The 19,067-nt window shown below is 71.4% G+C and carries 14 protein-coding genes; 8 read left to right on the forward strand and 6 right to left on the reverse strand.

Going from position 1 to position 19,067, the window contains the following annotated elements:
- Nucleotides 1-69: 69 nt before the first annotated feature.
- Both MZC64_RS32395 and cobA read left to right on the forward strand, forming a co-directional pair.
- Nucleotides 70-1,137, forward strand: a complete 1,068-nt coding sequence (locus tag MZC64_RS32395; protein ID WP_247760452.1) for an alkene reductase — start codon at nt 70-72, stop codon at nt 1,135-1,137.
- 154 nt (nt 1,138-1,291) lie between these two features.
- Nucleotides 1,292-2,542 (forward strand): uroporphyrinogen-III C-methyltransferase, encoded by a 1,251-nt coding sequence (gene cobA, locus MZC64_RS32400; protein WP_247760451.1) that lies wholly within the window; start codon nt 1,292-1,294, stop codon nt 2,540-2,542.
- 443 nt (nt 2,543-2,985) lie between these two features.
- On the opposite strand, the gene MZC64_RS32405 is transcribed toward cobA, so the two are convergent.
- From MZC64_RS32405 to yaaA, 3 genes are all read right to left on the reverse strand, one after another.
- Entirely contained in the window at nt 2,986-5,055 is a 2,070-nt protein-coding gene (locus MZC64_RS32405; RefSeq protein ID WP_374205811.1) for a DEAD/DEAH box helicase, read from the reverse strand.
- A gap of 318 nt (nt 5,056-5,373) precedes the next feature.
- Nucleotides 5,374-6,240 carry a serine protein kinase RIO gene (locus tag MZC64_RS32410; RefSeq protein WP_247760449.1) on the reverse strand — a complete coding sequence of 289 codons (867 nt, stop codon included), beginning with the start codon at nt 6,238-6,240 and terminating at the stop codon, nt 5,374-5,376.
- Nucleotides 6,241-6,461: 221 nt separating this feature from the next.
- On the reverse strand, nt 6,462-7,205 hold the full coding sequence (yaaA, locus tag MZC64_RS32415; protein WP_247760448.1) for a peroxide stress protein YaaA: 744 nt from the start codon (nt 7,203-7,205) through the stop codon (nt 6,462-6,464).
- A gap of 76 nt (nt 7,206-7,281) precedes the next feature.
- Here yaaA and MZC64_RS32420 point away from each other — a divergent pair, with 76 nt between their 5' ends.
- On the forward strand, nt 7,282-8,289 hold the full coding sequence (locus MZC64_RS32420; RefSeq protein ID WP_247760447.1) for a GNAT family N-acetyltransferase: 1,008 nt from the start codon (nt 7,282-7,284) through the stop codon (nt 8,287-8,289).
- A gap of 18 nt (nt 8,290-8,307) precedes the next feature.
- Here MZC64_RS32420 and MZC64_RS32425 read toward each other — a convergent pair whose 3' ends face one another.
- Entirely contained in the window at nt 8,308-8,676 is a 369-nt protein-coding gene (locus MZC64_RS32425) for a VOC family protein (protein WP_247760887.1), read from the reverse strand.
- Between the two features lie 138 nt (nt 8,677-8,814).
- Between MZC64_RS32425 and MZC64_RS32430 the strand changes: the two genes are divergently transcribed.
- From MZC64_RS32430 to MZC64_RS32450, 5 genes are all read left to right on the forward strand, one after another.
- On the forward strand, nt 8,815-10,563 hold the full coding sequence (locus MZC64_RS32430) for a proline--tRNA ligase (RefSeq protein WP_247760446.1): 1,749 nt from the start codon (nt 8,815-8,817) through the stop codon (nt 10,561-10,563).
- A 39-nt stretch (nt 10,564-10,602) separates the two neighbouring features.
- Nucleotides 10,603-11,979: a glutamine synthetase family protein gene (locus MZC64_RS32435; RefSeq protein ID WP_247760445.1), complete on the forward strand. Its 1,377-nt coding sequence runs from the start codon at nt 10,603-10,605 to the stop codon at nt 11,977-11,979.
- The gene (locus tag MZC64_RS32440; protein ID WP_247760444.1) at nt 11,980-13,113 is read left to right on the forward strand and encodes an amidohydrolase family protein; all 1,134 of its coding nucleotides are present in this window, start codon (nt 11,980-11,982) and stop codon (nt 13,111-13,113) included.
- A 91-nt stretch (nt 13,114-13,204) separates the two neighbouring features.
- Nucleotides 13,205-15,085, forward strand: a complete 1,881-nt coding sequence (locus MZC64_RS32445) for a Xaa-Pro dipeptidyl-peptidase (protein WP_247760443.1) — start codon at nt 13,205-13,207, stop codon at nt 15,083-15,085.
- A 226-nt stretch (nt 15,086-15,311) separates the two neighbouring features.
- Nucleotides 15,312-17,081, forward strand: a complete 1,770-nt coding sequence (locus MZC64_RS32450; protein WP_247760442.1) for a Xaa-Pro dipeptidyl-peptidase — start codon at nt 15,312-15,314, stop codon at nt 17,079-17,081.
- A gap of 336 nt (nt 17,082-17,417) precedes the next feature.
- On the opposite strand, the gene MZC64_RS32455 is transcribed toward MZC64_RS32450, so the two are convergent.
- Both MZC64_RS32455 and MZC64_RS32460 read right to left on the reverse strand, forming a co-directional pair.
- Entirely contained in the window at nt 17,418-18,113 is a 696-nt protein-coding gene (locus MZC64_RS32455; RefSeq protein WP_247760441.1) for a haloacid dehalogenase-like hydrolase, read from the reverse strand.
- Complete coding sequence (locus tag MZC64_RS32460) at nt 18,113-19,036, reverse strand: hypothetical protein (protein WP_247760440.1); 924 nt, start codon at nt 19,034-19,036, stop codon at nt 18,113-18,115. Before MZC64_RS32460 ends, MZC64_RS32455 begins: the two co-directional genes overlap by 1 nt.
- Nucleotides 19,037-19,067 lie beyond the last annotated feature (31 nt).

Below are 19,067 nucleotides of genomic sequence, written 5' to 3' on the forward strand. Positions count from 1 at the left end.
ACAAGCTAACCTTCGATCAGGAAGCTTATGGAAAGTAAGTCAGTCGGGAAAAACTTGTGGAGGACGCACGTGAGCACCCTGTTCGACGAGGCGAAGATCGGCGGCCTTGGACTGGCCAACCGCATCGTCCTGTCCCCGATGACGCGTAACCGTGCCGACCGGGACGGGGTGCCGACCGACCTCATGGCGACCTACTACGCCCAGCGGGCCGGCGCCGGCCTGATCGTCACCGAGGGCACCCAGCCGTCGGCGATCGGCCAGGGCTACGTGACCACGCCTGGGCTGCACACCGACGAGCAGGTCGCGGGCTGGCGCAAGGTCACCGACGCGGTGCACGCCGAGGGCGGCCGCATCTTCATCCAGATCATGCACACCGGCCGCATCGGCCACTCCTCGCTGCACGACGGCGAACTTCAGGTGGCACCGTCGCCGGTGCTCGCCGAGGGGCAGACCTTCACCTATGAGGGCCTGGTGGACAACGAGACGCCGCGTGAGCTGACCACCGCCGAGGTCGAGCAGACCGTGGCCGAGTACGTCCAGGCCGCGCGCAACGCGATTCGCGCCGGCGCCGACGGCGTCGAGCTGCACGGGGCGAACGGCTACCTGATCCACCAGTTCCTGGCCAGCGGCAGCAACCAGCGCGCGGACAAGTACGGCGGCTCGGTGGCCAACCGAATTCGGTTCGCCGTCGAGGTGGCCACCGAGGTCGCCAAGGCGATCGGCCCGGAGCGCGTCGGCCTGCGCATCTCGCCGGCGAACACCTTCAACGGGATCAGCGAGACCGAGACCGAGGAGCTGTACCCGGCGCTGCTGCGCGAGATCGCGCCGCTGGGCCTGGCCTACCTGCACATCGTGGAGAGCGCGGGCCGCGAGTTCACCCGCACGCTGCGCGCGCAGTGGCCGGGCGTGGTCATCCTCTCCCCGAACAACGACGGCGCGCCGACCGGCAAGGAACACGGCGAGCAGGCGATCGCCGACGGCGCCTGCGACCTGGTCGCCTTCGGCAGGCAGTTCCTGGCCAACCCGGACCTGCCCGCGCGGTTCCGCGCCGGCGCTGACCTGAACGAGGCCGACCCGGCCACCTTCTACGGCGGCGACCACCGCGGCTACACCGACTACCCGGCCCTGACTGCCTGACCGGGCGAACAACGAGAGCGGGGCGGTGGTGAGGGTCGCCCCGCTCTCACCGTTTCCTGCTGAGGAATATTCCAATCAATGATCGATATGGTCATCACCACAGCTCGGTGACGTCATCGTGGACTTCACCGCGGCCCGGGGCATGCTGTTTCCCATGCACGCAGAGCACCACTATCTGGCCGGACTCGACCTCACCGGCCGCCGGGTCGTCGTCATCGGAGCCGGCACCGTCGCCCAGCGCCGCCTGCCCCGGCTGGTCGCGGTCGGCGCGGCGGTGGAGGTCATCGCCCCCGAGGCGACGCCCGCGGTGGATGCCATGGCCCAGGCCGGCGAGATCACCTGGACCCGCCGCCGCTACGCCGAGGGCGATCTTGACACCGCCTGGTACGTCTTGGCTTGCGCGGACGACCCGGAGGTCAACGCCGCGGTGGTCGCCGAGGCCGAGACGCGACGGGTGTTCTGCGTGCGCGCCGACATCGGTGTCAAGGGCACCGCGGTCACACCCGCGATGGGGGAGCACGACGGACTGCTGTTCGGGGTCTTGTCAGGTGGCAGGCCACTGCGCTCGGCCGCGGTGCGCGACACCGTGCTGGACGCGCTGCGCACCGGCCAGCTCGACGACGCGCACGCGGGCACCGACCCGCGGGTGAGTGCCGGTGAACTGCCCGGCGTGGCGCTGGTCGGCGGCGGCCCCGGCGATCCGGAGCTGATCACCGTGCGCGGCCGCAGACTGCTGGCCAGGGCCGACGTCGTGGTCGCCGACCGGCTCGCGCCACGCGAGTTGCTGGAGGACCTGCCGCCACAGACCGAGGTCGTGGACGCGGCCAAGATCCCCTACGGCCGTGCAGCCAGCCAGGAGTTCATCAACAAGACACTGATCGACAACGCCCTGGCCGGGAAGTTCGTCGTCCGTCTCAAAGGCGGTGACTCCTACGTCTTCGGCCGCGGCTTCGAGGAACTGATCGCCTGCGCCGAAGCAGGCGTGCCGGTCACCGTCGTCCCCGGGGTGACCAGCGCCTTCGCCGTGCCCGCCCTGGCCGAGGTGCCCGTGACGCATCGCGGGGTGGCGCATGAGGTGGTCGTGGTGTCCGGGCACGTCGCGCCGGACGACCCGCGCTCCCTGGTCGACTGGTCGTTGCTGGCGCGGCTGCGCGGCACCCTCGTGCTGCTGATGGCGGTGGAACGGGCCGAGGTCTTCGCCACCGCGCTGATCGAACACGGCCGCCCCGCGGACACCCCGGTCGCGGTGATCCAGGAGGGCGCGACCCGGAGCCAGCGCGTGCTGCGCTGCACGCTGGACGGCCTGGGCGCGACGATCCGGGACGAGGGCATCCGACCGCCGGCGATCATCGTGGTCGGGCCGGTCGCGGGCCTGGCCGCGGAGCTGCCGGGCCGGTCGAGCTGATCGCTGTCGTGCCGGGGCTGCTGGGAGGCTGAGGGCGCGGCCGGGCCTGGGGGAGTGCCGGGGCGGGTCTCGGGAGTGGGCCGAGGTTGGTGCGTGGGGACGCGACGGGTGGCTCCGCGCATGCTCGGCGACCGTGCGACCGTGCGACCGTGCGATTCAGCGACGGAAGGACTGCGCGACCTGACGACCGCGCGACCTGACAACTCGGCGATGGGACGGCTCGGCGATTGCGTGCGGTGGCTTGGCGCTCTACCGCAGGACGTGACTCGGCGCTCCGCGACCGCGCGAACCAGTCGACCGCGCTGGTACGACGTGAGCCAGCCCCGTCCCAGGCACCCACCTCTCGGGCGAGAGCACCCGCAGTACCGGAAGCCGAAAAACGGGGCGGCCCCGGCACCATCGATCTGGTGCCGGGGCCGCCCCGTTCGTGCTGTTGCTACTTGTCAGCGACCCGCGCTCGGGCGGTGGGTGGCACCGCCGGTGTGGCGGCGCTGCTGCCAGCCGCCGCTGCTGCTGCTGCTGCGGTTGCCGCTCGGGCGACCGTCGCCGCCGCGCCAGCCTTCGCCGCCCGCGCGCCGGTTGTCGCCGCCGGAGCGGTAGCGGTTCTCGCCGGTGCTGCCGGAGCCCGCGCTGTGCCGGTTGTCCGAGCGAGGAGTGTCGTAACGACCCTCACCGCGGTTGTCGGCGCGGTAGCGGTTGCCCTCGCTGCGGTAGCGGTCGCCGCCGCCGGCGGTGCGCTCGCCCGCGGTGCGGTTCTCGCCGTAGCCGCGGTTCTCGCCGTAGGAGCCGCTGCCTGCGCGGTTCTCCGAATAACGGTTACCTGGGTAACGGTTCTCCCGGTAGCCGCCCTCGCGGGGGGCGCTGTCCCGGGAGGCGTTGTCGCGGTAGCCGCCCTGGCGGGGGCCACGGGTGTCGTCGGTGCGGCGGAAGTCGCCGCCCCGGCTGTCGGTGCTCCGGTTGTCACTGCCGCGGTAGCCGCCGCGGTCGTTGGACCGGTACTCGCCACCGCCGCGGTACTCGCCGCGGTTGGCCGAGTCGGACCGGCCCTCGCCACTGTCGCGGAAGTCGCGCCGGGCCTCGGTGTAGTCCCGCCGGGACGCGCCACCGCGCTCGTCGGTGCTCGGCTTGAAGCGGTTCGGCCGGCCACCCTGGCCACGGTCGTTCCAGTTGCTCCGGCCGCGGTAACCGCCGCCGCCCTCGCCGCGCTCCGGCCGGTCGCCGAACTTGCGGCGGCCCACGGGACGCTCCGGCTCGTCCGGGATCGGCTCGCCGCTGGGCTCGCGGGCGCCGGTCAGTTCGATCAGCGCCTGGTCGCCGGGGCGGACCTTGGTGGTCACCGGGCTGACGCCGGCCTTGCCGGTCATCGCCTGCACCGAGCGGCGCTGGTTGTGCAGCACCAGGGTGACCACGGTGCCCGACTCGCCGGCCCGCGCGGTGCGGCCCGCGCGGTGCAGGTAGTCCTTGGGGTCGGCAGGCGGGTCCACGTGCAGGACCAGGCTGACACCGTCGACGTGGATGCCGCGGGCGGCGACGTCGGTGGCGACCAGCACCGGGGCGATGCCCTCGCGGAACTCGGCCAGCGTCCGGGTGCGGGCGCCCTGGGTCTTGCCGCCGTGCAGCGCGCCGGCGCGAACGCCCAGGCTGCGCAGCTTCTTGGTCAGGCGGTCCACGGTGTGCTTGGTGCGCACGAACATGATCGTGCGACCGTCCCGCGCGCCGACCTCGGCCACGATGGTGTTCTTGTCCTCGGCGGAGATCAGGAGCACGTGGTGGTCCATGGTCGTCACGCTGGCCGAGGAGGGCGCGGTCGAGTGCGTGACCGGGTTCTTCAGGTACTGGCGGACCAGCTTGTCCACGTCACCGTCGAGGGTCGCGGAGAACAGCAGGCGCTGACCATCGGCGGCGACCAGGTCGAGCAGCTCGCGGACCTGGGGCAGGAAGCCCATGTCGGCCATCTGGTCGGCCTCGTCCAGTGCGGTCACGGTGACCTCGGACAGGTCCGCGGTGCCCTGGCGCACGTGGTCGGCCAGCCGGCCGGGGGTGGCGATCAGCAGGTCGACGCCGCGGCGCAGCGCGCTGATCTGCTTCGGGAACGAGGTGCCACCGACGACCATGCGGCAGGTCAGGCCGAGCGCGTCGGCGTAGTCGGTGAGCGAGTCCTGGACCTGCATCGCGAGTTCGCGGGTCGGCACCAGCACCAGGCCACGCGGCTGGCGCGGCTTGGCGTGCGAGCCGGCCAGGCGGGTCAGCATCGGCAGGCCGAACGCGAGGGTCTTGCCGGAACCGGTCTGACCCCGTCCGAGCACGTCCTTGCCGGCGAGCGCGTCGGGCATCGCGGCGGCCTGGATCGGGAACGGGGTGGTGATGCCCTTGCGCGTCAGCGCCTGCACGACCGGGAGCGGCAGCCCAAGCTCGCTGAAGGAAGGAACCGCCTGCTCGACGACGCCCTCGGCGTCCTCAGGGCGAACGGGACTGACAGATGTGTCAACGGACACAGATGACCTCCGAGACATGGCACGTCTCGGGGATGCCCCACGCCATGGATGGCGTTTCGGGAGCTGATCGCAAGGACGAGCCCGGCGCGTTGCGCGCCTCTGGTGGGTGGTGTGGCACCACGGGCCGTTCAGTATGGCTGGGCGGCGACCAGTGGTCGTCCGCCCGATCGCGGTACCTGATCAGTGTAGCTGGTGTCCGGAGAAGCTCCGCACCGATCCAGCTCCTAGTGAGCGAGCTAACGTCCGCACAGGTCAGCGCGGGGGTGGACCGGTGGGCGCGCGGAGTCCACGAAGCGGACCGCGGCGCCCACCGGTTGGACTCCGGTGCCGCGCGGGTCAGCGGATGCCGGCCTCCCTGGCCAGCAGGTCGGACAGCCAGTCCGGATCGGCCACGCCAGGGGACATGCCGCGGCTGACGAACCAGTCGCACACCCCGCGCACATCGCGATCCAGGTAGCCGCCCGCCGCCGGGTTGGCGACCAGGTCCACCGCCTGGGGCAGGTCGATCAGCATCAACCGCCCGCGGTGCACGAGCAGGTTGAACGCGGACAGGTCGCCGTGGGTCAGGCCCTGGGCGGCCAGGTCCAGCAGCGCCTGCACCAGTTGCCGCCACAGGCCGCGCAGCTCGTCCGGGTCCGGGCGGAGCTGGGCCAGCCGGGGCGCTGCGGTGCCGTCGGGTTCGCCGAGGAACTCCAGCAGCAATTCGGTGTTGGCCAGCTGCACCGGATACGGCACCGGCGCCCCGGCCAGCCACAACCGGCTGAGCACGGCGAACTCGGCGACCGCCCACTGTTGGCTGATCACATCGCGGCCGAAGGAGGTGCGCTGCGCCATCGCGCGCATCTGCCGGGACTCGGCGACCTTGCGACCGTCCAGGTAGCCGGCGTCGCGGTGGAACATGCGGTGCTCGCGGGCGCGATACCGCTTGGCGGCCAGCAGACAGGAGGTCCCGTCCGCGCCGGTCCGCTCGATCAGGTGCACATCGGCTTCCTTGCCGGTCTTGAGCACACCCAGCTCGACGTCGGTGGTGTCCGGGTCGGTGACCAGCCAGTCCGGCACGGGGCCGGGGCCGCGTTCGGAGCGGGACAGCTCCTCGAAGCGCCGCCGCCGGGTCGCGTCGCGCGGTTCCTCGTCGTCGAAGCGCTTCTTGCGGCGCGGGGTGCGGGATGAACTGAAGGCGTTGTCGTACTCGTGCCTGCGCACGCTGGGTCTCCTAGGTGACTACACCCCAGCCGTGCGCGAGCGAAAGCGTCAGCGACCGGCGGGGAGAACGGGCGGGCAGCGGCGAACCGCGCCCAGGGCGATGGCAAGTTCCATCGATCCCACCTCCTCGACCCAGCCGGTATGACCACCGGCGCCGGTGCGTGCGACAGCAGCATGACGACCACAACGGTGGCGCACAACCGAATTTCCGCGGCGGCGGATCAGCCGCTGACCACCACGTCCAGGGCCAGCTCCCCAGCCCGCTCCACCCGCAGGCCCGCGGCCGCCGCGACCTTGCGCACACCGTCCACAGTGGACGGTTCGGACCTGGTCACCGCCAGCGCCCGCGCCAGCCTGCCCTTGTGCGACTTGTTGTGGTGGCTGACCACGGTCCGCTTGCCGCGCGCGGCCTCGGTCAGCACCCGCACCGTCACCGCGTCCGGGATCTTCGCCAGGTTCGCGTACACACCCGACCGCAGATCCACCACCAGCCCGGACACCGTGGTCAACGCAGGCTCCAGCGCGGGCCGCCACAGCGCGCCCAGCGGTCCGATCGCGGGCAGCACACTGCCCCCGGACAACCGGTAGGCCGGAATCCGGTCGTCCGCGGCGAGCACGCCGAACAACGCCGAGGCCACCGCCAGCCGCGCGTTCGCCCGCGCCAGCTCCGCCTTGCCGAACCCGGGCACGTCCAGCGCGTCGTAGAGCACCCCGGTGTAGCGGGACAGCGCGGGCATGGTCGGCGCCCGCCGCAGTTCGGCGTTGCGCTCCACCTCGGCGGACTGCCGCGCGGAAATGCCGAGCGCGGCCAGGCTCGCGGGCACGTCGGCGGCCAGTTCCACCAGCGCGTCCAGCAGCTTCTCCCGCACCGGGTTCAGCTCGGGCGCGAACAGCCCGTCCACCGCGAGCGCGGGTCCGTCGCCGCCGGGGGCCTTGGTTTCCGAAGGAGGGAGCAGCACCAGCACGAACGCACCCTATCCGGGCCGGGGCCCGGCGAAATTCAGTCGTCACCTCCTTGGGTGGTCCCTACCTTCCTTACTCATGCAGACCTTCGGCGCGGACCTCAGCCATCGCCCGCTGACCGAGGCCGACACCCCGGCCTGGGCCGCGCTGACCGCCGCCACGCAGAAGGCCGACCCCGGCGGCGAGGAATACTCCGCGAGCGAACTCGCCGAGGAACTGGCCGTGCCCGGCTTCGACCCGGCCACCGACTCCCTCGGCGTCTTCCACGGCGAGACGCTCGTCGCCGTCGGCTCGGTCTATCGCAAGCCCACCGGTGAGCCCAAACTCTGGTACCGCCTCGATTGCGCCGTGCACCCCGGACACCGCCGCCGCGGCATCGGCACCGCCTTGCTGCGCTGGCAGCGCGACCGTGCCCGGCGGATGCACGGGGACGGCGGCAGCGCCCTGCCTGGCTTTGTCACCGCGGGCCGCCACGCCGACGACGCCGACCACGAGAAGATCCTCACCGCCGCCGGGATGGAACCGGTGCGCTGGTTCTTCGACATGGCGTGCGACCTCACCACACCCCTGGTCACCGCGCCGGTGCCCGAGGGCCTGCGCTTCGAGGACCATTCGGTCAGCGCGGACGAGGCGGTCCGGCTCGCCTACGTGGAGACCTTCGGCGACCACTGGGGCAGCCCCGAAGCCGACCCCGGCTACTGGCAGCACAACTTCGTCGGATCCGGCATCTTCCGCCGCGACCTGTCCCGCCTGGCCTACGACGGCGACCAGATCGCCGGATACGTGCTCTGCTTCCGCGGCGAGCACGACCGCGACGACCAGGGCCGGGAACGGGTCTGGCTCGGCGACATCGGCGTGCGACGGCCCTGGCGCCGCCGCGGCCTGGCCGCCGCGCTGATCGCCGACGTGCTCGCCCGCTGCGCCGCCGCCGGATTCCCACGCGCCGCGCTCGGCGTGGACACGGACAACCCGACCGGCGCGCTCGGCGTGTACCGGCGCGCCGGTTTCGAGGTCGTGCACCGCTGGGTCACCCACGGCGAACGGCTGCCCGCCCCGGCTGACCACACGCGACCGACCGAGGGCTGACGACCGCGAAGCCGGTCCTCAGCCCAGTTCGGCCGGGTCGCCGTGGTTGGCGATGCAGAACTCGTTGCCCTCCGGATCGGCCAGCACCGTCCAGGTCAGCCCCGGCACCTCGTGTGTGGCCAGCACCCGGGCGCCCAGCCCCACCACCCGCTCGATCTGCGCGTCCGGATCGGGTCCGGTGAGGTCGATGTGCACCCGGTTCTTGCCGGCCCGCTCCTCGGGGACCCGCTGCAACCCGATCCCAGTGGCGCCCGGACCCGGTGGCGCGAGCACCACGTAATCGCCGTAGTCCGCGGCGACCGAGGCGCCCAGCACCTGAGTCCAGAAACCGGCCTGCGCCTGCGGATCCGCGCAGTCGATGGTCACCATGCCGATGCTCAAACCCACTGTCCGCTCTGTCATGGCGCGCACGCTAGACCCTGCCACCGACAACCCGCCTGCGCTGCGCGGATACCCTTCACTACGCTTTCCCGCGCGTCTTGTCAGCGCACGTCCACCCGATCCCGAAACCCCAGGAGTCCCGTCGTGATCACCAGGATGTCGTCGTTGTTCCTGCGCACGCTGCGCGAGGATCCGGCGGACGCCGAGGTGCCGAGCCACAAGCTGCTCGTGCGCGCCGGCTACGTCCGCAGGGTCGCGCCGGGCATGTTCTCCTGGCTGCCGCTGGGCTACCGGGTGCTGCGCAACATCGAGAAGGTCGTGCGCGAGGAGATGGACGCCATCGGCGGCCAGGAGGTGCACTTCCCCGCGCTGCTGCCCCGGGAGCCCTACGAGGCCACCGGCCGCTGGACCGAGTACGGCGACAGCCTGTTCCGGCTCCAGGACCGCAAGAAGGCGGACTACCTGCTCGGGCCCACCCACGAGGAGCTGTTCACCCTCATGGTCAAGGGCGAGTACGGCTCCTACAAGGACTACCCGGCCGTGCTCTACCAGATCCAGAACAAGTACCGGGACGAGGCGCGGCCCCGCGCGGGCATCCTGCGCGGCCGCGAGTTCGTCATGAAGGACTCCTACTCCTTCGACCTGGACGACGAGGGCCTCAAGCGCTCCTACGAGCTGCACCGCGAGGCCTACATCCGGATCTTCGACCGGCTCGGCCTCAAGTACGTGGTCGTCTCCGCGGTCTCCGGCGCGATGGGCGGCTCGGCCTCCGAGGAGTTCCTCGCCGAGAGCGAGACCGGTGAGGACACCTTCGTGCGGTGCCTGGAGTCCGGGTACGCGGCCAACGTCGAGGCCGTCACCACGCCGGTGCCGCCCGCTCGCGCGCTTGAGGGACTGCCCGCGGCGCAGGTCCACCACACGCCGAACACGCCGACCATCGAGACCCTGGTCGACTTCCTCAACGGCGCCTCCCTCGGCCGCGAGTTCACCGCCGCGGACACGCTGAAGAACGTCATGGTCAAGGTGCGCAAGCCCGGCGACGCCGACTGGGACCTGCTCGCCGTGGGCGTGCCCGGCGACCGTGAGGTCGACTTCAAGCGCCTGGAGGCCTCGGTCTCGCCGCTTGAGGTCGCGCTGCTCGAAGAGGCCGACTTCAAGGCCAACCCCTGGCTGATCAAGGGCTACATCGGTCCGAAGGCCATCCAGGACAACGGGGTCCGCTACCTCGCCGACCCGCGCATCGTCACCGGCACCGCCTGGGTCACCGGCGCGGACCAGGCCGACCACCACGTGATCGACCTGGTGGCCGGCCGCGACTTCACCCCCGACGGCGTGATCGAGGCCGCCGAGATCCGCGAGGGCGACCCCTCGCCGGACGGCGCCGGCGTGCTGGTCGCCGCGCGCGGCATCGAGATCGGCCACATCTTCCAGCTCGGCCGCAAGTACGCCGACGCCTTCGGGCTGGACGCGCTCGGCCCGGACAGCAAGCCGGTCCGGATCACCATGGGCTCCTACGGCATCGGCGTCTCCCGCGCGGTCGCCGCGGTGGCCGAACAGCACTACGACGGTCGCGGGCTGATCTGGCCGCGCGAGATCGCGCCCGCCGACGTGCACGTGGTCATCGCGGGCAAGGACGAGACTCTGCGCGAGGGCGGCGAATCGCTGGCCGCCGAGCTGGACGCGCAGGGCGTGCGGGTGATCCTGGACGACCGCACCGCCTCGCCCGGGGTGAAGTTCGCCGACGCGGAACTCGTCGGCGTGCCCACCATCGTGGTGGTCGGGCGCGGGCTGGCCAACGGCGTGGTCGAGGTCAAGGACCGGCGCACCGGCGAGCGCGAGGACGTGCCGCGGGACGAGGTCGTGGCCACGCTGGTCGCCCTGGTACGCGGGTGAACCTGGCGTGACACCCGGGCACCAGGTAGACCTGCGTAGGTGACTGCGCAGCTACCCCTGGACGCCAACGGCGTGGACGAACTGGCGGCCCGTCTGCGAGCGGGGGGCATCGACCTGATCGCACTGTCCTTTGTGGACAATGCGGGCATTGTCCGGGTCAAGGCGGTGCCCTCCCGCAAGCTGGCCGCGGCCGTCCGGCACGGGGTCGGCGCCTCGCCCTGCTTCGAGACCTTCACCTGTGACGACCGGCCGCTGGTCGGCAAGTACCTGGGTGGGCCGGACGGCGACCTCCGGCTCATCCCGGACCTGAACCGGCTGGTGCCGCTGGCCGCGCAGACCGGGTGGGCGCTGGCCCCGGCCACCAAGTTCACCCAGGACGGTGAGGTCTTCACCGCGTGTCAGCGCAGCTTCGCCGCCCGGCAGGTCGCCGCGGCGGCCGAGCTTGGCCTGGAACTGCGGATGGCCTTCGAGACCGAGTGGCAGGTCGGACTGCCCGACACCGGCGCGGAGTTCGTGCCCGCCTTCGAGGGGCCGGGCTACGGGCTGGCCCGGTTGTCGGCGGTCGCCGACTACGCGCGTGACCTGGTGCAGGTGCTCGGCCGGCAGGAGATCGAGGTCGAGCAGTTCCACCCCGAGTACGCACTTGGACAGCTGGAGCTGTCCATCGAGCCGAACGATCCGGTGGCCGCCGCCGACGACGTGCTGCTGGTCCGGCACACCATCCGCCGGATCACCGCGGCGCGCGGCTGGCGGGCCAGTTTCGCGCCGACCGCGGTCGCCGGCCGGTCCGGCTCCGGCGCGCATGTTCACCTGTCCGTGCACACCAAGGGTGGACCGGCGTTCGCGGGCGGGTCCGGCCGACACGGTCTGCGACCGGTGGGCGAGGCGTTCCTGGCCGGGGTGCTGCGCGAACTGCCCGGACTGATCGCGATCGGCGCCGGGAACCCGGCCAGCTTCCTGCGGCTGCAGCCCTCGTTCTGGGCCGGCGCCTGGCAGTGCTGGGGCCGGGAGACCAGGGAGGCGGCGCTGCGGTTCATCACGCCCTCGGCCGGTCAGCGGCCGAGCGCGGCCAACGCCGAGATCAAGTGCTTCGACGCCACCGCCAACCCGTACCTGGTGGTCGGCGGCATCATCGCGGCCGGCCTGGCCGGGGTCCGGGCCGAACTGACCCTGCCGCCGGAGATCACCGGCGATCCGGTCACCATGACCGAGGACCAGCGCGCGGCGGCGGGCGTGCACCGGCTGCCGACCTCGGTGCTGGAGGCCGCGGACGCGCTCGAAGGCTCCGAGGTGCTGGCCGAGGCACTCGGCGCGCCACTGCACGACGCGATCCTCACCGTGCGCCGCGGCGAGGCGGAACGCTTCGCCGACGCCGACGCGGAGGAGATCGTCACGCGCACCCGCTGGCTGTTCTGAATGATCACCGACGAGGTGCCGCTGCTCGACCACCACTGCCACGGCGTGGTCGACGCCGACCTGGACCGCCCCGCCTTCGAGGCGCTGCTCACCGAGGCGCCCACCGCGCACCCGGGACGCAGCGGGTTCGACTCGCTGCTGGGCGCGGCCGTGCTGCGCTGGTGCGCGCCGCTGCTCGACCTCGAACCGCACTGCGATCCCGAGCGTTACCTGGCCCGGCGCTGGGAACTGGGCTGGTCGGAGGTCAGCAGTCGGCTGCTGCGCGCCGCCGGGGTCGGCACCTGGCTGGTCGACACCGGCTACAGCTCGGTATCGCTGACCACCCCCACTGAGCTGGCCGGACTCGGCGGCGGCGTGGCACACGAGATCCTGCGGCTGGAACAGGTCTTCGAAGAGGTCTCCCGCACCGCCGACGCCGCCGGACTCGCCGCGGCGGTGGAGGCGGCGGTGCGCACCCGCGGCGCGCACGCGGTCGGCCTGAAGAGCATCGTCGCCTACCGCACTGGCCTCGAACTGCCCGCCCAGCCACCCACCGCGGCCGAGTTCACCCGGGCCGCGGACACCTGGCTGCGCGAGGGCGACGGCCGGCTCGCCGACCCCGTGCTGCTCAGCTGGCTGGCGCACCTGGGCGTGCGGGTCGGCGCCGAACTGGGCCTGCCGCTGCAACTGCACACCGGCTTCGGCGACCCCGACCTGCGGCTGCAGCGCGCCGACCCGCTGCTGCTCAGCGACTTCCTGTCCGCGACCCGGCACGGCAGCGCCACGGTGATGCTGCTGCACTGCTGGCCGTTCCACCGCAACGCCGGCTTCCTCGCGCACGTCTACGGGCAGGTTCGGGTTGACGTCGGACTCGCCGTGCCCTACGTGGGCGAGCGCGCGCACGAGGTGCTCGCCGAACTGCTGGAGCTGGCCCCGTTCAGCTCGGTCTGCTACTCCTCCGACGGCTACGGCCTGCCTGAGCTGCTGTTCCTGGGCGCCAAGCTGTGGCGGCGCGGACTGGGCAGGCTGGTGGACACCTGGGTCGCCGCCGACGCGCTGCCGGTCCGCGCCGCCGAACGCCTGGTGCACGGCATCGCCGCGGGCAACGCCGCCAAGGTCTACATCCACGCTCGGCCGAATGGACTAACCGGTTAGGCGGAACCGCCCACGTCGCTTATGTATCTGTTGAAACGCACCTCCTTTAGTTCGTATCTGCTGGTCACAGCGATCTTGTGTGCTGGACCACATGCGCCCTGCACGCACCACCCTGACCCTGCTGACCGCGGTGACCGCCGCGTTCGCGGGCACTCTGGCCGTCCTGCCGGCCAGTGCCGCCCCCGCGCCCGCGGGGATGTCCGTCGTCGCCGACGAGACCCAGCCGATCTACTCCCACGCCGAGGCCATCCGCGAGACCGTCTACATCGAGTCCAAGATCGACAGTGACGGTGACGGCAAGCTCGACCGCATCGCCGCCGACGTCATGCGCCCCAAGGAGACCAACACCGCCGGCCTGAAGTCGCCGGTGGTCATGGAGGCCAGCCCGTACTACCGCGGCACCACCGCGCGCGAACGCGCCGTCGACGCCGACCGCCAGATCCCCGGCACCGCGCCGCGTGGCTTCGGCCGCTGGTACGACGAGTTCTTCGTGCCGCGCGGTTACGCCGTGGTCGAGGTGGAGATGCAGGGCACCTCCCGCTCGGCGGGCTGCCCGACCACCGGCGGCAAGGAGGACACCGCCTCGATCGTGGCCTCCATCGACTGGCTCAACGGCCGCACCAAGGCCTACTACGCCGACGGCAAGCCCGCGGTCGCCTCCTGGAGCACCGGCAAGGTCGGCATGCTCGGCGTCTCCTACAACGGCACCCTGCCCAACGCGGTGGCCACCGCCGGCATCGAGGGCCTCAAGACCATCGTGCCGATCGCGGCCATCTCCAGCTGGTACGACTACACCCGCGACCAGGGCATCGGCTACAGCGGCGGCTGGGACCGGCGCTACCCGGAGTACCTGGCCAACTACGTCATCAGCGCCGACGCCAAGACCAAGTGCGCCGCCAAGGTGAAGGCCCTCGGCGACAACGCCGGCGACGACACCTTCGACTACACCCCGTTCTGGCAGGAACGCGACTACCGCCCCAGCGCCGCCAACATCAAGGCGTCGGTATTCGTCGTGCACGGCCAGGAGGACTGGAACGTCAAGCCCGGCCACTACTCCAAGCTCTGGTACGAGCTGGTCAAGAACAACACCCCGCGCAAGATCTGGCTGCACCGCGGCGCCCACCTCGACCCGATCGGCTTCCGCCAGGCCGAGTGGCAGCGCGTGATGCACAAGTGGATGGACCACTGGCTGGTCGGCCTGCAGAACGGGATCATGAACGAGCCGCAGGCTGACATCCAGCGCCCCAACGGCGCCTGGGAGACCCACTCCAGCTGGCCGCAGGCCGGCACCGCCAACGCCAAGCTGTACTTCGGCCCGGCCACCTCCGGCGCGGTCGGCTCGCTGAACAAGACCGCGGCCACTGGCACCCAGTCCTTCACCAACAACAGCAGCCAGACCGAGACCACCGCGGTGTCCACCCCGGAAACCGCCAAGGCCAACCGGCTCGCCTACCTGACCGCGCCGCTGACCAAGAACACCACGCTGTCGGGCACCACCAAGCTCGACGTCTCGGTCACCCCGGACAGCGCCAGCACCCCGCTGACCGCGGTCCTGGTCGACTACGGCCCGGCGACCACCACCACGCTGTCCGACAAGACTCCGGAACAGCTGCTCACCGAGTCCTGTGAGGCCGCTGACCTGGCCCTGCGCACCGGTTGCGCGGCGCCGCCGCTGGAAAGCCAGGCCGCGGTCACCTACCAGGTGGTCACCAAGGGCTCGATCGACGTCAAGAACCACGCGTCGCTGCAGCGCGGCACCCCGCTGACGCCGGGCACCGCCTACCGGGTCCGTTTCGAGCTGCACCCGAAGGACTACGTGTTCCCGGCCGGGCACCGCATCGGCGTGGTGCTCGTGGCCAACCTGAGCAGCTACGCCTCGGTGGACGCCGCGGCCCGCGGTCTGCGGGTGTCGCTGGCCGCCAGCAGCGTGGACCTGCCGCTGGTCGGCGGCAGCACCGCGCTCGGCGGCTGACAACTCGACCGTCCCACCGAACAACACCGGTAATAGCGGTGGTCCCGCCCGGCAGCACCCCGGGCGGGACCACCGCTCGTTTCGGCCCGAACGGCCTGGTTTCAAGCATTCGAAGCAGGTCAGAGCGCACAAGGTTGCGCCATTAGGTCGATCCGCCAGGCCCATTCGTCCTGTGAGCTGTCAGCGGTCGCGCCTCGGTGAGGCAGGCGCGACCGGAGGAGGATTCATGGAACACGCGCGCAGACCAGTCGCGCTGCTCGCCGGTCTGGTGGCTGTGGTCACCGGCTCGGCGTTGCTGATGCCGCTTTCCGCCGCGGCGACCCCGCAGGGGCCGGTGGTCGGCAACGAGACCAAGCCGATCTACTCCCACGCCGACGCGGTGAAGGAAACCGTCTACATCGAGTCCAAGATCGACAGTGACTCGGACGGCAAGCTCGACCGGATCGCCGCGGACGTCATGCGTCCCAAGGAGACCAACTCCGGCCTGAAGGTCCCGATCGTGATGGAGGCCAGCCCGTATTACCAGCTGGCCCCGCTGCTGACCCGCGATCGCCTGGACCGGCAGATCCCGATGCTGCCGAAGGACTTCCGTCGCTGGTACGACGAGTTCTTCGTGCCGCGCGGCTACGCCGTGGTCGAGGTCGAGATGCAGGGCACCGCCCGCTCCGACGGCTGCCCGACCACCGGCGGCAAGGAGGACACCCGGTCCATCGCCGCCTCCATCGACTGGCTCAACGGTCGCGCGAAGGCCTTCTACGCCGACGGCACCCCCGCTGTCGCCTCCTGGAGCACCGGCGCCGTGGGCATGCTCGGCGGCTCCTACAACGGCACCCTGCCGACCGCGGTCGCCGCGACCGGCATCAAGGGCCTCAAGACGATCGTGCCCATGTCGGCGATCTCCAGCTGGTACGACTACACCCGCGACCAGGGCATCGGCTACAGCAACGGCTGGGACGAGCGCTACGCCCAGTGGCTGGCCAGCTACGTCGCCAGCCCCGCTGCCCGCGAGCGTTGCAAGGAGCAGCTCAAGGCGCTGGGTGACAACTCCGGCGATGACACGTTCAACTACACCTCGTTCTGGCGGGAACGCGACTACAAGCCGGACGTGGACAACATCCGCGCCTCGGTGTTCGTCGTGCACGGCCAGGAGGACTGGAACGTCAAGCCGGCCCACTACTCCAAGCTGTGGGACCTGCTGGCCAAGAACCATGTCCCACGCAAGCTGTGGCTGCTGCGCGGCGGGCACATCGACCCGAACGGCGTGCGCCAGGCCGAGTGGCAGGCCGCGATGCACCGGTGGATGGACCACTGGCTGTACGGCCTGGACAACGGCGTGATGAAGGAGCCGATCGCCGACATCCAGCGCCCGGACGGCAAGTGGGAGACCCAGACCAGCTGGCCGGACAAGAAGGCGCAGGACACCCGCCTGTTCTTCGGCCCGGCCACCGACGGCGTCGCGGGCACCCTGCGCTCGCTGCCGAGCTGGCCGGCCGGGAACCAGTCGTTCACCGACGACCCGCAGCAGACCGAGGTCAACGCGATCGGCGGCCCGGAAGCGGCCAAGGCCAACCGCCTCGCCTACCTGACCCCCGAGCTGAAGCAGCCCACCAGGATCTCGGGCACTTCCGAGGTCACCGTCCGGGTCACCCCGGAGACCACCAGCACTCCGCTGACCGGTCTCCTGGTCGACTACGGCCCGGCCAGCGACCCGGCCTTCCGCCCGGTCGTGGTCACCCGTGGCGCGATCGACGTGAAGAACCACCTGTCGCTGAGCTGGGAACACGACCTCAAGCCCGGCCAGTCCTACTACGTGCGCTGGAAGCTGCACCCGAAGGACTACATCTTCGCCGCCGGTCACCGCATCGGCCTGGTGGTCGTGGCCAACGACGCGAGCTACGTCTCGGTCGACGCCAAGGCAGGCAAGAACTCGATCTCGCTGCTGACCAGCCACATCGAGCTTCCGGTTGTCGGCGGCCGCAAGGCCCTCGGCTTCTGACCAGCTGCCAGGGACCACTCAGCTCCCAGGGGCCGAGCACCCCTGACAGCCCGCACCACCAGCACTGACCGCAGCGCCCCGGCGACCAACCGCCGGGGCGCTGTCACGTCCGCACCAGCTCACTCGGTCACCAGCGCGAGACAGCGGCACTCAGCCGATCCACACACCATCCCCGCTGACAAGACCCGCACCCGGCCCCGCCGACAAGACCATCGTCAGCCAGCCCGAATCCGCCAAATCCACCTAGCCACGACGCACCGGTCCCCGGCCCTCGCCGCAGCCCCGCAGCGCCCGAGCGCCGCAGCCACGAGCGCTGCGGAGCACCATCGCCGCAGCTCAGCGCACCAGCGCCGCCAACACCCCCGCCGTATCCACCAGATCCGGCAACACCACATGCGCCCCCGCCGCCCGCAACTCGGCCGCGTCACACCGCCCAGTCGCCACCCCGACCGCGGTCGCCCCGTGGTGCAACGCCGCCGCCACGTCATGCGGCGTGTCGCCCACCACGACCACCCGCTCAGCCGGGAACGCCACCCCGTACTTGCGTCCGGCCAGCGTCACCGCCGTACTCACCAGCGGATGCCGCTCCACCGACTCGTGCCCGTACCCGCCGACCTCGAAGTCCACGTGCTCATCCAGCCCGAACGCGTCCAGCTTGAACCGCGCGACCTCCGGCAGATTCCCGGTGACCAGGCTCTGCACCACTCCTGGCGTGTCCGCCAGCGCCCGCAGCACCGCCGCCGCCCCCGGTAACGCGCTGCCACGTTCGTGCAGCACCTCGCGGTCCTCGGCCACCACGTCGACCAGCGCGGCGAACACCCGCCGCACCTCGTCCTCGGTGTCCGGGATGCCATGCCGGTTCAGTAGCTCGGTGGTGATCGCCCGCTCAGTCCGCCCCTGCATCGACGGCACATGCCGGATCGCCTGCCCAGCCAGCCGCCGCAGCACGGTCCCGTACCAGTCAGCGCCGGTTCCGCGCAGGTCAACCAGGGTCAGATCGATATCCCAGAGCACCAGCGTGTGCGGCGTCATCACTCCACCACCCGCAAGCTGGAGATCATCTTCTCCATGTCGGCCGCGCTCAACGAGTCCGGCGTGTCCTGGTCGGCCTGGATGACGAACACCGCCCCGGTCTCCACCGTCGCACCCTTCACCGCCACCACGTGCACCACACCTGCGGGCGGATCGCACTCGTGCTTGGCGGACACCTTCACCTTCGCCGAGACCCGCGAGGCCTCCCGGGCGCCCACCATCATCGGCGTCGCCTTGCCCAGCTCAACCTGCGGCTGCACGCCCTCGGCCTCGCCATACCGGCCGTCGGCCCACAGCTTCGCTCCTTCTCCCGCGGTGCTCGCCGCGTCCGACACCTTCGCGCCACCGATCCCGACCAGCGCACGTCGCGCGGTGCGCCGCTTCGGATCAGCGGTGCAGTAGCCCTCCTTGAAGGTGGACACGCCGCTCATCGCGACCTTCGGCCCGTTCGCGTCCTCGAACCCGACGATCGTGGCCGGACTCAGCACCTTCCACTCGCGCGGCACGTCATAGGCCAGCCCACGCTTCGTCCAGACCGCCTGCCACCCGGCGACCTGCGGCGTCACCGACTTGCTCGGCAGCGTCGTGGTCGGCGCGGGAGTGCGCGAGGTGGTGCCGCGCGTGGTCCGCCCGGTAGTGCCCGAGGCGGCCGCCGCGCTCGTCTCACTCGGCCCGGACCCGCCCGAGCCGCTGACCAGGAACACGATCGACACCAGCCCGATGAGGATCACCGCGCTCAGCGCCACCACGGCGATCCGGCGACCACGCTGCTGCGGCGGAGGGGGTGGCTGCGGCGGAACCGGACCGTCGGTCCGATACACCCCCAGCCCGCCGTACTCCGGACCCGAGCCGTAGAACTCGGTGTTCTGATACCGCTCCCAGTAGGCCGGATCCTGTCCGTTGCCGGGTCCTGACGATGTCACCCCGCGACCGTACCGGTCCTGGCCCGGGGAG

The sequence above is a fragment of the Crossiella sp. S99.2 genome, assembly GCF_023094165.1.
Lineage (GTDB): Bacteria > Actinomycetota > Actinomycetes > Mycobacteriales > Pseudonocardiaceae > Crossiella.